Origin of the sequence: Echinicola salinicaeni (assembly GCF_014280965.1) — a bacterium.
GTDB classification, from domain to species: Bacteria; Bacteroidota; Bacteroidia; order Cytophagales; family Cyclobacteriaceae; genus Echinicola; species Echinicola salinicaeni.
Map to the genome: position 1 here is coordinate 141,839 of NZ_JACODZ010000005.1, position 14,819 is coordinate 156,657.

At 37.4% G+C, this 14,819-nt stretch carries 16 protein-coding genes; 15 read left to right on the forward strand and 1 reads right to left on the reverse strand.

Features of this window, described 5'->3' with window-relative positions; translation table 11 throughout:
* Nucleotides 1–132 precede the first annotated feature (132 nt).
* The 13 genes from H7U17_RS10605 (at nt 133) to H7U17_RS10665 (ending at nt 12,489) form a co-directional block, all read left to right on the forward strand.
* Nucleotides 133–609, forward strand: a complete 477-nt coding sequence (locus H7U17_RS10605; RefSeq protein ID WP_186756698.1) for an Lrp/AsnC ligand binding domain-containing protein — start codon at nt 133–135, stop codon at nt 607–609.
* 258 nt (nt 610–867) lie between these two features.
* Complete coding sequence (gene sufB / locus H7U17_RS10610) at nt 868–2,313, forward strand: Fe-S cluster assembly protein SufB (protein WP_186756699.1); 1,446 nt, start codon at nt 868–870, stop codon at nt 2,311–2,313.
* Between the two features lie 98 nt (nt 2,314–2,411).
* Nucleotides 2,412–3,173 (forward strand): Fe-S cluster assembly ATPase SufC, encoded by a 762-nt coding sequence (gene sufC, locus H7U17_RS10615; protein WP_186756700.1) that lies wholly within the window; start codon nt 2,412–2,414, stop codon nt 3,171–3,173.
* Between the two features lie 40 nt (nt 3,174–3,213).
* Nucleotides 3,214–4,503, forward strand: coding sequence for a Fe-S cluster assembly protein SufD (gene sufD / locus H7U17_RS10620; RefSeq protein ID WP_186756701.1), 1,290 nt, complete (start codon nt 3,214–3,216; stop codon nt 4,501–4,503).
* Nucleotides 4,504–4,513: 10 nt separating this feature from the next.
* Nucleotides 4,514–5,737 (forward strand): cysteine desulfurase, encoded by a 1,224-nt coding sequence (locus H7U17_RS10625; protein ID WP_317172736.1) that lies wholly within the window; start codon nt 4,514–4,516, stop codon nt 5,735–5,737.
* Nucleotides 5,734–6,165 carry a SufE family protein gene (locus tag H7U17_RS10630; protein ID WP_186756702.1) on the forward strand — a complete coding sequence of 144 codons (432 nt, stop codon included), beginning with the start codon at nt 5,734–5,736 and terminating at the stop codon, nt 6,163–6,165. Before H7U17_RS10625 ends, H7U17_RS10630 begins: the two co-directional genes overlap by 4 nt.
* A 4-nt stretch (nt 6,166–6,169) precedes the next feature.
* Nucleotides 6,170–6,514: a DUF59 domain-containing protein gene (locus tag H7U17_RS10635; protein ID WP_186756703.1), complete on the forward strand. Its 345-nt coding sequence runs from the start codon at nt 6,170–6,172 to the stop codon at nt 6,512–6,514.
* A gap of 22 nt (nt 6,515–6,536) precedes the next feature.
* A complete protein-coding gene (locus H7U17_RS10640) occupies nt 6,537–6,956 on the forward strand; it encodes a BrxA/BrxB family bacilliredoxin (RefSeq protein WP_186756704.1) in 420 nt (139 codons plus the stop codon).
* A gap of 305 nt (nt 6,957–7,261) precedes the next feature.
* The gene (locus H7U17_RS10645) at nt 7,262–8,548 is read left to right on the forward strand and encodes a citrate synthase (RefSeq protein WP_186756705.1); all 1,287 of its coding nucleotides are present in this window, start codon (nt 7,262–7,264) and stop codon (nt 8,546–8,548) included.
* 450 nt (nt 8,549–8,998) lie between these two features.
* Entirely contained in the window at nt 8,999–10,711 is a 1,713-nt protein-coding gene (locus H7U17_RS10650; RefSeq protein WP_186756706.1) for a DEAD/DEAH box helicase, read from the forward strand.
* Between the two features lie 122 nt (nt 10,712–10,833).
* Nucleotides 10,834–11,538 carry a 16S rRNA (uracil(1498)-N(3))-methyltransferase gene (locus H7U17_RS10655; protein ID WP_186756707.1) on the forward strand — a complete coding sequence of 235 codons (705 nt, stop codon included), beginning with the start codon at nt 10,834–10,836 and terminating at the stop codon, nt 11,536–11,538.
* Between the two features lie 2 nt (nt 11,539–11,540).
* Nucleotides 11,541–12,101, forward strand: a complete 561-nt coding sequence (locus tag H7U17_RS10660; protein WP_186756708.1) for a Crp/Fnr family transcriptional regulator — start codon at nt 11,541–11,543, stop codon at nt 12,099–12,101.
* A 73-nt stretch (nt 12,102–12,174) separates the two neighbouring features.
* Nucleotides 12,175–12,489, forward strand: a complete 315-nt coding sequence (locus tag H7U17_RS10665; RefSeq protein ID WP_186756709.1) for a DMT family transporter — start codon at nt 12,175–12,177, stop codon at nt 12,487–12,489.
* Here H7U17_RS10665 and kdsB read toward each other — a convergent pair whose 3' ends face one another.
* Nucleotides 12,490–13,218, reverse strand: coding sequence for a 3-deoxy-manno-octulosonate cytidylyltransferase (kdsB, locus tag H7U17_RS10670; protein WP_186756710.1), 729 nt, complete (start codon nt 13,216–13,218; stop codon nt 12,490–12,492).
* A 400-nt stretch (nt 13,219–13,618) separates the two neighbouring features.
* Between kdsB and H7U17_RS10675 the strand changes: the two genes are divergently transcribed.
* Nucleotides 13,619–14,164 (forward strand): ferritin, encoded by a 546-nt coding sequence (locus H7U17_RS10675; protein ID WP_186756711.1) that lies wholly within the window; start codon nt 13,619–13,621, stop codon nt 14,162–14,164.
* A 104-nt stretch (nt 14,165–14,268) separates the two neighbouring features.
* Nucleotides 14,269–14,724 carry a DUF1801 domain-containing protein gene (locus H7U17_RS10680; RefSeq protein WP_186756712.1) on the forward strand — a complete coding sequence of 152 codons (456 nt, stop codon included), beginning with the start codon at nt 14,269–14,271 and terminating at the stop codon, nt 14,722–14,724.
* Nucleotides 14,725–14,819 lie beyond the last annotated feature (95 nt).

A 14,819-nucleotide genomic window follows, 5' to 3' on the forward strand; every position in this document is an offset into this window, starting at 1 on the left:
TTCACAATGTAATCCCAAAGTAAATACATTTTTCATTATTTTACAAATCAAAAAAAATGTTAGCTGAAATTTTGACAATTCAACAATTAAAATGCATCTTTATTTAAATAACAATAACCAAATAAATAAATAATGGATAAAAATTTAGATATTGACAATGTTGATTTGAAGATCATCTCATTACTCAATGAAGATGCTAAAACGCCATATACTGAGATCGCAAAAAAGGTATATGTATCTTCAGGCACTGTCCATGTAAGAATGCGTAAGCTGGAAGATATGGGCATCGTCAAAAGCGCTACCCTCAACATTGATTTTTCGAAATTGGGTTATGATATCTCTGCTTATTTGGGGATTTATTTGGAAAAAAGTTCGTTATACGATAATGTAATCGAAAAACTCAAGGAAATTTCGGAGGTCATCAATGCTTATTATACCACGGGGAATTATAGCATTTTTGCAAAAATCATCTGTAAAGACACCAATCACCTCAGGGATGTATTGAATAAAATCCAAAAGGTAGATGGCATTGACAGAACAGAAACTCTCATTGTACTTGAAGAAAGCATTAACAGGCCTATTCAGTTGTTTGAACAGGATGCTAAGTAAATTTATCGAGCCACTAATTATTTAGATTAAATCTAAATAAATTACTTATATAAACATTCAAGAAACTTTTATCATTATATAAATAAAACCAAAAGTGTCACCAAAGCACTTTTGGTTCATTAAACAACTGTATCACAACACCTTAAAAGGTCCTTTTTTATTAATTTTCTAGAATTTTACTACTGTCTGAACATAATAATTTAGATTAATGTTATATCTTTGCGCTACAAAATGTAATTAGTCTAAATAACTCGATTTATGAGCAAAGACAATCAAATTTTAGAGGAATTCACCTCAAAAGAATATGAACATGGCTGGTCTGTTGATTTTGAAGCTGATGAAGCTCCAGCTGGTTTAAATGAAGAAATTATTCATTGGATTTCCGCTAAGAAGGAAGAACCTAAATGGCTACTGGAATGGAGGCTTAAAGCTTTCAGGACATGGCAGTCTATGGTAGAACCTGAGTGGGCCAATGTCCATTATCCAAAGGTTGATTTTCAATCTTTAATATACTACTCTGCTCCAAAGCAAAAATCCAAACCTAAAAGTCTTGATGAAGTAGATCCTGAATTACTTCAGATCTATGAAAGATTGGGCATTAGCTTAAATGAGCAAAAGAAATTACAAGGTATTGCTGTTGACGCTGTATTGGACTCAGTATCTGTAGGAACTACCTTCAAAGATACCTTAAGCAAATTGGGCATTATTTTCTGCTCATTTAGCGAAGCCGTTAAGGATCACCCTGAATTGGTTAAAAAATATTTGGGTTCTGTAGTGCCCATGACCGACAATTATTATGCGGCATTGAATTCTGCAGTATTCTCTGATGGCTCTTTCTGCTATATTCCCAAGGGAGTAAGATGTCCTATGGAACTTAGCACTTATTTCCGTATTAATGCGGCCAATACTGGACAGTTTGAAAGAACCTTAATTGTAGCAGAAGATGAATCGTATGTATCTTACCTAGAAGGCTGTACAGCTCCTCAAAGGGATGAAAACCAACTTCACGCTGCAGTAGTGGAAATTTACGCAGCAAAAGATGCTGAAGTAAAATACTCTACAGTACAAAATTGGTTCCCAGGTGATAAAGATGGAAAAGGCGGTATTTACAACTTTGTAACCAAAAGAGGAATTTGTGCAGGAGACAATTCCAAGATCTCTTGGACTCAGGTAGAAACGGGCTCTGCTGTTACTTGGAAATATCCTTCTTGTATCCTTAAAGGAGATAATTCTGTAGGAGAGTTCTATTCTGTTGCGGTAACCAATAATTACCAGCAAGCGGATACGGGTACCAAAATGATCCACATTGGTAAAAACACCAAATCAAGAATTGTATCCAAAGGAATCTCTGCGGGGAAATCACAAAATTCCTACAGAGGTCAGGTGCAAGTGATGAAAAGAGCACAAAATGCAAGAAATTTCTCTCAGTGTGATTCCTTGCTAATGGGCGATAGATGTGGTGCACATACTTTCCCCTATATAGATATCCAAAATCCTTCTGCCAAAGTGGAACACGAGGCAACTACCTCTAAAATCGGTGAAGACCAAATCTTCTACTGTAACCAAAGAGGTATTGATACTGAAGATGCAGTAGCCTTGATCGTCAATGGTTATGCAAAAGAGGTATTGAACCAGCTGCCTATGGAATTTGCTGTAGAAGCGCAAAAACTACTTGCTCTTACCCTTGAAGGCAGCGTAGGATAATCCACAAAACAAATCTTTAATAATGATGGTGATGGAGTTCGTTTAGATCTCCCCTCACCTATTATTACCGAATACTGAAAAAAGAAATAGTACATATCATGTTATCGATAAAAAATTTACACGCATCAATTGAAGGTACTCCTATCCTAAAAGGAATCAACCTAGAAATCAAGCCAGGAGAAGTACATGCCATCATGGGACCTAACGGTTCTGGTAAATCTACTTTAGCTTCTGTTTTGGCAGGAAGAGAAGAATATGAGGTTACTGAAGGAGAAGTTACGTTCAATGGCAAAGACCTTTTGGATCTAAATCCTGAAGACAGGGCCAGAGAAGGTGTATTCTTAGCATTCCAATATCCTGTGGAAATCCCAGGTGTGAGCACCACTAACTTCCTGAGAACGGCTGTCAATCAGGTAAGGGAATACAGAGGTCAGGAACAACTAGATGCGGTTAAGTTTCTTTCATTGATGAAGGAGAAAATGAAGTTGGTAGAAATTGACCAAAAATTAATGAGCAGAGCGCTAAATGAAGGCTTCTCAGGTGGTGAAAAGAAAAGAAACGAAATTTTCCAAATGGCCATGCTTGAGCCTACCCTTTCTATCTTGGATGAAACGGATTCAGGTTTGGACATCGATGCATTGAGAATTGTTTCTAATGGTGTAAACCAACTGAAGTCTCCAGACAATGCTACCATCGTGGTAACACACTACCAGCGTCTGTTGGATTATATAGTTCCAGATTTTGTACACGTATTGTACAAAGGAAGAATCGTTAAATCCGGGTCTAAAGAATTGGCATTGGATCTAGAAGAAAAAGGATATGACTGGATCAAAGAAGATGTAGACGGAGCTTCTGTCTAATCTTTATTATCCCATTGTCAAACCTCTTATTTCTTAATTGATGACTACACTAACCAAAAATAAAATCACGGAATCTTTCCTTGAAGCTGCCCATCTAACCAAAGCTGAAAACTTGGTTGCCCTGCAGCAAAAAGGAATTGATTTCCTGAAAAACGAAGGACTTCCTGCCCAAAAAGCAGAAGAATATAAATTCACCCATTTAAGCAAAAAGCTGGAAGCAAACATCTCCAACTTTGGAGCAGCTTCAAAAGCAAGCTTGAATGCTGAGCAAGTAAAAGCTGAATTGATTGCAGACTTGGATGCCCACTTATTGGTATTCAATAATGGCCAATTGGACCTAGAGCTTTCTTCATTTTCTGAAGATAATTATACCCTTAAGAGCTTTGCAGATTTAAGTGCTGAGGAGGCACAAAAGATCGGAACAATTGCCAAGGTAGAAAAAGACCCTTTTGCGGCCCTGAACACTACCTCTTTTGAGCAAGGCACATATATTCATATTGCCAAAGGAAAAGTTGTTGAAAAGCCTTTCCAGGTGCTTTATTTCAATCAGGCCAATGGAGGTCAGGTAATCAGCCCAAGAATCTATATTGATGCCGAGGCAAACACTGAGGCTACTTTTATTGAAAAGATCATTAGCCTTGATGAAGCTGCTTACTTCTTGAATTCTGTAACGGAAGTGAAAGTAAGTGACAATAGCCACCTGCATTACTATAAAATCCAAAATGAAAGTACGTCTGCTATTGAAGTAAACAACTTTGTAACGGACATCCATAGAGATGCCACTTTCTCGGCATTTACCTTATCCCTTCAGGGAGACATGATCAGGAATAACTTGAGCTTGAATCTTTTGGATAGTGGATGTGAAGGAAACATGTATGGACTTTATCTTCTTGATGGCAACAGTCATGTAGATAACCATACCAATGTGGATCATACGATGCCACATGCTGACTCTAATGAGCTTTATAAAGGCATTCTTGGAGATAAATCACGAGGAGTTTTCAACGGTAAAATATTCGTAAGACAGGATGCTCAAAAGACCAATGCTTTCCAGCAAAACAATAATATTTTACTTTCCGATGATGCCATTATCAATACCAAGCCTCAATTGGAAATATGGGCTGATGATGTAAAGTGCTCACACGGCTGTACTACTGGTCAATTGGATGATGAAGCATTATTCTATCTTCAGGCAAGAGGAATCGGAAAAGAAGAAGCCAGAGGCCTTTTACTTTATGCCTTTGCAGGTGAAATATTAGACCATATAAAAATCGAAGCTTTCAAGGAATATTGCATTTCTCTTGTTCAAGAACGATTAGGGAATTTATAAAATACCTTTCATGACTTTGGACATCCAAAATATCCGGGGGCAATTTCCGGTCCTAGACCAAGAGGTCAACGGAAAACCCCTAATCTATTTAGACAATGCCGCCACCACCCAGAAACCAAAGGCGGTACTGGAGGCATTGTCTTCTTACTATACCCATGACAATTCCAATATTCACAGAGGAGCGCATACTTTAGCGGACAGGGCCACCAGGACCTATGAAAAAACCCGTAGCGCTGTTCGATCCTTCTTGAATTCAAAGGAAGAAGAGGAAATCATTTTCACCAAAGGCACCACTGAGGGCATCAATTTGGTGGCTTCTACTTTTGGCAGAAAGTTCATCAAAGAGGGTGATGAAATCATCATTTCTACTTTGGAACATCACTCTAATATTGTTCCTTGGCAGATGCTCTGTGAAGAAAAAGGAGCTGTTTTAAAAGTCATCCCTATCAATGACAAGGGAGAAATCCTAATCGATGAGTTTGACAAACTACTCACCGAAAAGACAAAACTGGTTTCTATAGTTCATGCCTCCAATGCTTTGGGAACGATCAACCCAATTGAAGAAGTCATTTCAAAAGCACATAAGATCGGAGCCCGGGTGCTGATTGATGGTGCACAGTCATCTGCGCACCTTGAAATTGATGTGCAAGCATTGGATTGTGATTTCTTTGTCATGTCAGCCCATAAGATCTATGGACCAACAGGTTTGGGGGTATTGTATGGAAAAAGAGAAGTTCTCGAAGCCATGCCACCTTACCAAGGGGGAGGCGAAATGATCAAGGAAGTTACTTTTGACAAAACTACCTATAATGAGATTCCTTTTAAATTTGAAGCTGGAACGCCTAATATCGCAGATGTAATTGCTTTCCAAAAAGCTATCGAATTTGTCAATGACCTGGGCAAGTCCAATATCAGAGCGCATGAGGAAAGTTTGTTAACTTATGCTGTCGATAAACTCTCTAATATAAAAGGATTTATTCCTGTAGGCACTGCAGACAAAAAAGTAAGTGTACTATCCTTCCTTATCAATGGTATGCACCCCTTTGATGTGGGCATGATGCTGGATGCTTCAGGCATTGCTGTAAGGACAGGTCACCACTGTACTCAGCCATTGATGAATCGATTTGATCTTGAGGGAACTGTTAGGGCTTCATTTTCTGTTTATAACACCAAAGAAGAGGTAGACAGACTGGTAGAAAGCGTAAGCAAAATCGCCAAACTAAAGAATAAATGACTGATATAAAGCAAGTTCAGGAAGAAATAATAGACGAATTCACTATACTTGAGGGAGACAGAGAATCCACCATATTTTATATTATGGAGTTGGGGAATAAATTATCCGAATACCCAGAAGAGGCTCGATTAGATGAAAACCTAATCAAAGGCTGTCAATCAAAAGTATGGCTTACCACAGAGGAAAAAGAGGGAAAAGTTATTTTCAAAGCTGACTCCAATACCGATATCACCAAAGGACTAATAAGCCTTTTAATAAGGGTACTTTCAGATAGAAATCCAAAAGAAATCGTCGATGCTGATCTGTATTTTATTGAAAAAATAGGCATGGGCAATATCCTGGGATCTCAAAGATCTAATGGACTGGTTGCCATGATCAAGCAGATGAAACTATATGCATTGGCATATCAATCAAAATTAAACGTTTAGCTATATGGCTGAAGAAACTAAAATGGATCAAGAAAAGGTAAATGTTCCTGATCTTAGGGACAAGGTTGTACAGGCCATTAAATTGGTTTATGACCCAGAAATACCAGTAGACGTGTACGAGTTGGGATTGATCTATGAAATCAGCGTCTATCCCGTTAACAATGTCTACGTATTGATGACCTTGACATCGCCAAACTGTCCTTCTGCAGAGTCTATTCCTGCTGAAGTAAAAGACAGAATACAGCAAATACAAGGCATCAACGATGTTGAGGTGGAATTGACTTTTGACCCGCCCTATTCCCAGGACATGATGTCCGAAGCTGCCAAATTGGAACTTGGTTTTTTATAAGAATAATTTAAATACTCAATATATGTACCCAGAAGAATTAGTAGCACCTATGCGTGCTGAGTTAACTGAAGTAGGTTTTCAAGAATTCAAAACTGCTGAAGACGTAGAAAATCATCTAAAGGATCACAAAGGCACAACATTCATTGTGGTAAATTCCGTATGTGGATGTGCTGCAGGTGCAGCCAGACCTGGTGTTGTATATGCCTTGGACAAATCAGCTGCTAAACCAAGTAATTTAGCGACAGTTTTTGCGGGAAATGACACAGAAGCTGTCAATAAAGTGAGAGAAATGTGTTTGCCTTACCCTCCATCTTCCCCAGCAATGGCTTTGTTCAAAGATGGTGAATTGGTTCATTTCATCGAAAGACATCATATTGAAGGTAGAAATGCCCAAATCATAGGCGAGCACCTAGTAGAAGTATTTGAGCACTTTTGCAAATAATTAAATAGTCCGCATTAGCGGACTATTTTTATTTACCATAATTTCAAATCCCTGAATATGGGATTTTATTTTACTATTTGTTTTTTTTCAACTGAATCATTCGATTTTATTCAGGAGTTTAATCTTAAATTGCGCAAAATCAGCGCAATATAAACACGTAGTAAATAATTAAGTAATTATACTTAATTATAAATAATGTAAATAATGCCGTTCATTATGATAATAAGCCTTGTTTTTATTAACTTAAGGCCGCCAAAAGCGATTTGTCATAAGAACAAAACCATAAATAGATAAACGTAAAATTTATGTCTGAAATAGCTAAGTTATCCTTCGACGGTAAAGAGTATGAATTACCAGTTACTGAAGGTACTGAAAATGAAAAGGCAATAGAGATTGCCAAATTAAGGGGTCAATCAGGATTAATCACCCTAGATCCTGGTTTCAAAAATACTGGGTCTACCAAAAGTGCCATTACTTTCTTGGATGGAGAAAAAGGTATCTTAAGGTACAGAGGTTATAATATTGAAGATTTGGCTGAAAACTCCAATTTTTTAGAAGTTTCTTACCTTTTAATCTACGGTGAGCTACCGACACAGACAGAATACGAACAATTCTCTAACGAAATCACCACACATACACTAGTTCACGAAGACATCAAGAAGATGCTAGATGGTTTCCCATCTGTTGCTCACCCAATGGGAGTATTATCTTCTTTGATCTGTTCATTGACTGCTTTTTATCCAACTTCATTGGATCCTAACAGGACCACTGAGGAAATTAACCTCAGCATCATCCGTTTGATGGCAAAAATGCCAACTTTCGCTGCATGGTCTTATAAAAACAAAATGGGACACCCAGTAAATTACCCAGACAACAGTCTGGACTACTGTGCCAACTTCATGAAAATGATGTTCTCCCTTCCTTCTGAAAAGTTTGAGGTTGATCCAGTTATTGCCAATGCATTGGACAAATTACTTATCCTGCATGCTGATCACGAGCAAAACTGTTCTACCTCAACAGTAAGAATTGTTGGTTCTTCTCAGGCAAGTATTTATGCTTCTATCTCTGCAGGTATCAACGCCCTATGGGGACCATTACACGGTGGAGCCAACCAATCCGTGATTGAAATGCTAGAAGCTATCAAAGCAGATGGTGGTGATTCTAAAAAATACTTGGAAAAAGCTAAAGACAAGAATGATCCATTTAGATTGATGGGCTTTGGACATAGAGTTTATAAGAACTTCGACCCAAGAGCAAAAATCATCAAGAAAGCTGCTGATGATGTATTGTCTAAACTAGGTGTTAACGATCCAGTATTGGAAATTGCCAAAGAATTGGAAGCTGCTGCGCTTAAAGACCAATATTTCGTAGATAGAAAACTTTATCCTAACGTAGATTTCTATTCTGGAATCATCTATAGAGCTTTGGGTATTCCTACCGATATGTTTACAGTAATGTTTGCACTAGGTAGACTTCCAGGTTGGATTGCACAATGGAAAGAAATGAGAGAAAACGGTGAGCCTATCGGTAGACCAAGACAGGTTTATACTGGTGCTAACGAAAGGCCTTATGTATCTATGAATGATAGATAATTAATATTTCACAATATTCAAAAAGCGGTATACGAATGTATTCCGCTTTTTTTTTATTTCAGTACACTTTTAATATCAATTTAAACTATACCTGTCTGCGCCTATTCTACCTTAGATTAGAAAATATTCCCATAATAGTCTTCAGAACAATATTATTCCTTCACAAGGGAATAAATGGAATTTAAAAAATCAATTCTCATAAAACGACAGTGTGAAATTTTAAATAAATTTCATTTAACAAACAGCGCTCTTCACCAAATAAATCTTTAGTAAAAGGGGATTATTTTTATATTTATTTTACAAATATTCATGAGATATTTGCTTTATCAAAATATTCCTCCTACTTTTGCAGCTTAATTAATCAGAACTTTTCTGAGTCGTGAGTTTCCTTACTCGGTCGCTTTTGGGATGTATTAAAGGAAATCAGGGCACAGGAGTAAGGAAAATTTCATGGAAAACGAATTATTATTTTCGAACCTGGGAATTTCAGCAGAAATTCTTCAGGCAGTGGAAGACATGGGCTATACCCAACCTTCCGAAATTCAAGCGCAATCAATTCCTCTAATGCTAGAAGGTCGTGATGTAATCGGCCAAGCACAAACCGGGACCGGTAAGACTGCCTCATTTGGTATTCCTATCGTAGACATGATTGACGAGTCTAGTAACAAGCCTCAAGCATTGATCCTATGCCCTACCAGAGAACTTGCTGTTCAGGTAGAAGGAGAAATCAGCAAGCTTGCCAAACACAAAAAAGGAATTTATAGCACTGCCATTTATGGTGGAGAATCCATTGATCGTCAGATCAGGACCCTTAGAAAAGGTGTACAAATCATCGTAGGTACCCCTGGAAGGGTAATGGACCATATGAAACGTGGTAATATCAAGCTGGAAACAGTAAAAACCATTGTTTTGGATGAAGCAGATGAGATGCTTGACATGGGCTTTAGAGAAGATATCGAAACGGTATTGAATCAAATGCCAGAAGATCGTCAAACCATCTTCTTCTCAGCAACCATGGCCAAGCCTATCATGGACCTGACCAAAAAATTCCAAACCAATCCTGAAATCGTTAAGATTCTCAAAAAGGAACTTACAGTAGAAAATATTTCTCAGGTATATTACGAAGTTAAGCCTAGCCTTAAAATGGAGTTGATCACTAGATTGATCAATGTTCACCAATTTAACTTAGGAGTAGTATTCTGTAATACCAAAAGAGTAACCGATGAAGTTACTGAAGGCCTGATTGCTAACGGCATTATGGCTGAAGCCCTTCACGGAGATCTTTCTCAGGCACAAAGAGACAAAGTAATGAATAAGTTCCGTAAAGGACATTGTTCCGTTCTTGTCGCTACTGATGTTGCTGCCAGAGGTATTGACGTAGACAATGTAGAAGTAGTATTCAACTATGACCTTCCATTGGATGAAGAATATTACGTACACAGAATCGGTAGAACTGGTAGAGCAGGTCGTTCTGGAATGGCCATTTCTTTTATCACTGGAAGAAAAGACATTTTCAGATTAAAAGATCTTGAAAGATATATCAAAACAAGTCTGACCAAAATGACTCCTCCTTCTGTATCTGAAATGATCGATCAGAAAAAGGATCAATTGGTAAAAGAAGTTTCTGAAGCCATTTCCAAGGAAGAAAACAACCAAATCTTTGAAGCTACTCTAGGCCAGTTATTGGCTGAAGGACTTTCTATGGATGAAATTGCACTTGCATTGGTGAAATTGAAATTCGGTAAGTCAATTGAAGAGCTTTCTGAAATGAATTTCGATCTGAACCTAAGCAGAGATAGAGAAAGAGGAGGAAGAGGAAGAGATCGTTTTGACAAAGGCGGAAGAAGAGGTGGAAGAGACCGTTTCGAACGCTCTGAGAGAGGTGGCAGAAAAGGCGGGGCTCGTGAAAAAGGCAGAAGAGAGGCTAATATGTCAAGACTTTTCTTGAATCTTGGTAAAAAAGACAGAATCAGACCAAATGATATCGTAGGAGCTATCGCTGGTGAAACGGGAATCCCGGGAAGACAGATTGGTGGAATTGATATCTTTGACAGCTTCTCATTTGTAGATGTACCATCTAAAGATGCTGCTCATGTAATCAACGTCATGAAGAGCAATACCATCAAAGGCAAGCCAGTAAACATGGAACTTTCAAAAGGTTAAGTTATTATATAAAGGTTAATTAAGGTTTAAAAAAGCACAGATCGCATGATTTGTGCTTTTTTGATTATTGTCCATTTATAAAGTCCGTCCAAGTTTATATTTTTGTATGCAAAGAGTTTATCATGCAGTTATTTTTCCAAAAAGACATTCAAGATGGTCCAATCATTTTAGCTCCTGAAGAGTCGAAACACCTGGCCAAGGTACTGAGAAAATCAGTCGGTGATGAGGTGCATCTTACAGATGGACTGGGCAATTTATTCACCTGTAAGATCACAGCAATCAGTCCTAAGAAAACAAGTCTAAGCATTATAGAAAAGGAGGAAACCCCCGCTGATCACTTTCATATCCATTTGGCCATTGCCCCAACCAAGAATAATGACCGAATCGAATGGATGCTTGAAAAAATAACTGAAATAGGTTTCCATGAACTCAGCTTATTGAAGACAGACCATTCTGAGAGAAGTTTTCTTAAACCCGAAAGACTGGAAAAGAAAATGATTTCTGCATGTAAGCAAAGCCTTAAAACCAGGTTACCGATCATCAATCCCTTAAGAACTTATGCTGAGTTTATAAAATCTACACAGGGACTTGATAATCAAAAATTCATTGCCTATGTGGATAAGAAAAACCAGGACCATTTATTCAATTTAGCTGAAAGTAAACAATCTTATCTGGTGCTAATAGGTCCTGAAGGAGATTTTTCCGAGGAAGAAATAAAGATGGCCTTTGATAATGGTTTCCAAGCATGTAGCCTTGGTCACAGTAGATTAAGGACTGAGACAGCTGGTTTAGCAGCCGTTCATAGCTTAAGTCTAAAGAATTTTTAGTCATGGAGATAGAAAAGGTCCTCCTTCAAAAACATCAACTTTCTAATGATTCTATTAGTCAACTACTCTCTAAAGGTACGATCGTAGAAGTTGTAAAAAATGAAACGATAATACATCAAGGAAAAACAGAAAATTTCAGCTACATTATACTCCAAGGTTGTGCAAAGGCCCATCTCAACCATGACGGTAAAGACATCAATTTTTGGTTTGGTTTTGAGGGAGATTTTCTATTCTCATATAATAGTAAAATATCGAAGCTCCCTGGATATGAAAATATAAGCACTCTTGAAAGATGTCAACTATGGAGAATCTCAAATGATGACCTTGATGAGCTTTATAAATGCAGTTTGGAATTGGCCAACTGGTCAAGAAAATTAACCGAAATTGAATTGGTCAAAACTGAAAAACGCTTGATAGACTTTCAAACCAAGTCTGCTGCAACTAGGTATCAGGAACTGATCAGTAAACATCCAGAAATCTTAAACCGCATTTCACTGGGCAATATTGCTTCATTCCTAGGAATTAGCCAGGTCTCCCTCAGCAGAATAAGAAGTCAGTATTAAATTCTATTTTTTAACCTATGTAAAAAGATCAACAGAACTTTAGACCTACTTTTGTAAAAACGGATAAAAAAGTATGGCTTGGCTATTATTGATTCTTGCAGGTATTTTTGAAGTAGGGTTTACCACTTCATTAAAACTATCCAACAACTTCACCAACCTAAAATGGTCGATTATCTTCTTCACCTGCATCATTCTGAGTTTTTTACTACTCAACAATGCCATCAAAAGCATACCAATGGGAACCGCCTATGCTGTCTGGACAGGAATTGGAGCTGCAGGAACTCTAATAATTGGTATTCTATTTTTCCAAGAACCTACTAGCTGGCCAAGAATCTTCTTCTTGATGCTGCTTATTGGTTCTATTGTAGGCCTAAAGGCTGTAGCTTAACTAGGAATTGGTTCTTTGGTAAAAAGCTATAGCCCTATCCAAATCTAACTTGGTATCAATTGCCACAGCTTCATGGTCGGTTTCCACCATTTTAATCCTAATGCCATTTTCTAACAGACGCAGCTGTTCCAACATTTCTGCTTTTTCCAACATGGATTTCTCCCATTGAGTATATTCCAATAAAATCTCCTTTGTATAGGCATAAACGCCTATATGCCTATAATAAACAGGGCTGAATTTGTCCCTGACAAAGGGTATGGGTGAACGGCTGAAATAGAGTGCAAAATTGGATTTGTCAACTACCACTTTCACGGAATTAGGATTGATAACCTCAACTTCATCCTCAATTTTACGCATCATGGAAGCTACTTTTACTGTTGGATCATCAAAAGCCTTTACTAAATCGGCCAAAGATTTTTGATCCTGGAAAGGCTCATCCCCCTGCACATTTACCACCACATCAGCATCCACATCAGCCATGGCTTCCGCTATCCTATCCGAACCGCTTTCATGCTCCTTTTTACTAACAAAAACCTCCCCTCCTTCTGCACGAATCTGCTCTGCTATCATTTCATGATCGGTTACCACAATGACCTTGTCAAAAAGTCCCGTGGCTACAGTACTCAAATATGTTCTGGCTATCACTGCCTTGCCACATAAGTCAGAAGTTAACTTCCCAGGGAAACGGGTAGCACCGTACCTGGCAGGAATCATTGCTACAATTTTCATAGGGCAATGTTAAAAAAAATACTTGACTTAAATCAGAAGAAAGACACAATTTAAGTTCAAAAGCTTTCTATACATTAAAGGAGCTGAAATAGCTAGACTGATTCTATCTTTTACTCTTATCATCTATTAAGAAAGCCAAAACAGTAAGCAATTTTTAACGTAAAATCTATCGGTAGCTTGGGGAAATATAAAGAAGAATCAATAGTAAAACGAATCAAGAATAAAAGGTACTTGTAACTAGAAATTGAGTTTATTTATATTTAATTTAAATTAATATTAACCAAATTTTATTCTTTATATTTTTACTTATACCAATTCTAAATTCAGATTTCACTGATAAATGCTGAACTATTGTTTCAAAATTTGGTTATGTTTGTTATACAAATAAAAGCCATAGATTATGAAAACTAAGGAAAAAGAAATTGTTACGCTTCAGCGTTCTTTACTTCACGATACAGAAAAAATGTTGAACAAGCAGATTGAGATGGAGGCTACTTCTTCAGCTTCTTATCTTTCCATGGCTTCGTGGTGTGATATGATGGGTTATGACAATGCTGCTAAACTTTTATATGCACATGCAGAAGAGGAGAGACAACATATGCTTAAGCTTTTACATTATATAAATGAAGCAGGAGGACACGCAATTCAGCCTGAAATAACAGGGATAAAGCATCATTTCAATTCTTTGAAAGAAGTATTCCAACTCATTTTGGAGCATGAAATCCAAGTAACTAAATCTATCAATATCATCGTGGATCACTGCTTTGGTGTTAAAGATTTCGCTTCCTTTAGCTTTATGCAGTGGTATGTTACTGAACAGAGAGAAGAAGAATCTTTGGCCAGAAGGGCGCTAGAATTGTTTGATATCATCGGTGAAGAAGGCGTTGGACTTTGGACCATTGATCAGGAATTGGGAAAACTTCACGATCAAGTTGGTGACGCCTAGAGACAAATAGACATTAAGAATACCTAAGCGATCAATAATTGATCGCTTTTTCTTTTTCTATCTCAACTATTTAGATCTTATATTAAATAAAAATATAAGTCAAAATGAAAATAAAAGCCCAAAACCCTGAAGAATATTTAGAGAAAATCCCTGAAGATAGAAAGATAGCTTTTTCAAAATTAAGGGATACCATCCTTGACAACCTCCCCAAAGGTTTTGAGGAAACCATGAGTTATGGGATGGTAGGTTATGTAGTTCCCCATGAACGCTATCCTGCAGGTTATCACTGCGACCCTAAACTCCCCCTACCCTTTATCAATATAGCTTCACAGAAAAACTTTATTGCCCTTTATCATAGTGGGATTTATGCTGATAAAGAAATCTATGATTGGTTTGTCAATGAATTCCCTAAACATAGTAACCATAAACTGGATATGGGCAAAAGTTGTATTAGGTTCAAAAAGCCTGAGCATATCCCCTATGAACTCATAGCGGAACTTGTAAAGAAAGTGAGTGTGAAAGATTGGATAGAGCTCTACGAGAAAAATATCAAAAGGTAAATATTATATTAAATATTTACTGAGTAAGCATTGCCATTAAAACTAAGAAGCCCTAACTATTTAGAGTAAGGGCTTCTTGATTTCATCTATTATTC

What these genes read in the sequence shown, in the direction of transcription:
- H7U17_RS10605 (WP_186756698.1), top strand. Translation starts at nt 133, where the DNA reads ATGGATAAAAATTTAGATATTGACAATGTTGATTTGAAGATCATCTCA.
- sufB (WP_186756699.1), top strand. Translation starts at nt 868, where the DNA reads ATGAGCAAAGACAATCAAATTTTAGAGGAATTCACCTCAAAAGAATAT.
- sufC (WP_186756700.1), top strand. Translation starts at nt 2,412, where the DNA reads ATGTTATCGATAAAAAATTTACACGCATCAATTGAAGGTACTCCTATC.
- sufD (WP_186756701.1), top strand. Translation starts at nt 3,214, where the DNA reads ATGACTACACTAACCAAAAATAAAATCACGGAATCTTTCCTTGAAGCT.
- H7U17_RS10625 (WP_317172736.1), top strand. Translation starts at nt 4,514, where the DNA reads ATGACTTTGGACATCCAAAATATCCGGGGGCAATTTCCGGTCCTAGAC.
- H7U17_RS10630 (WP_186756702.1), top strand. Translation starts at nt 5,734, where the DNA reads ATGACTGATATAAAGCAAGTTCAGGAAGAAATAATAGACGAATTCACT.
- H7U17_RS10635 (WP_186756703.1), top strand. Translation starts at nt 6,170, where the DNA reads ATGGCTGAAGAAACTAAAATGGATCAAGAAAAGGTAAATGTTCCTGAT.
- H7U17_RS10640 (WP_186756704.1), top strand. Translation starts at nt 6,537, where the DNA reads ATGTACCCAGAAGAATTAGTAGCACCTATGCGTGCTGAGTTAACTGAA.
- H7U17_RS10645 (WP_186756705.1), top strand. Translation starts at nt 7,262, where the DNA reads ATGTCTGAAATAGCTAAGTTATCCTTCGACGGTAAAGAGTATGAATTA.
- H7U17_RS10650 (WP_186756706.1), top strand. Translation starts at nt 8,999, where the DNA reads ATGGAAAACGAATTATTATTTTCGAACCTGGGAATTTCAGCAGAAATT.
- H7U17_RS10655 (WP_186756707.1), top strand. Translation starts at nt 10,834, where the DNA reads ATGCAGTTATTTTTCCAAAAAGACATTCAAGATGGTCCAATCATTTTA.
- H7U17_RS10660 (WP_186756708.1), top strand. Translation starts at nt 11,541, where the DNA reads ATGGAGATAGAAAAGGTCCTCCTTCAAAAACATCAACTTTCTAATGAT.
- H7U17_RS10665 (WP_186756709.1), top strand. Translation starts at nt 12,175, where the DNA reads ATGGCTTGGCTATTATTGATTCTTGCAGGTATTTTTGAAGTAGGGTTT.
- kdsB (WP_186756710.1), bottom strand. Translation starts at nt 13,218, where the DNA reads ATGAAAATTGTAGCAATGATTCCTGCCAGGTACGGTGCTACCCGTTTC.
- H7U17_RS10675 (WP_186756711.1), top strand. Translation starts at nt 13,619, where the DNA reads ATGAAAACTAAGGAAAAAGAAATTGTTACGCTTCAGCGTTCTTTACTT.
- H7U17_RS10680 (WP_186756712.1), top strand. Translation starts at nt 14,269, where the DNA reads ATGAAAATAAAAGCCCAAAACCCTGAAGAATATTTAGAGAAAATCCCT.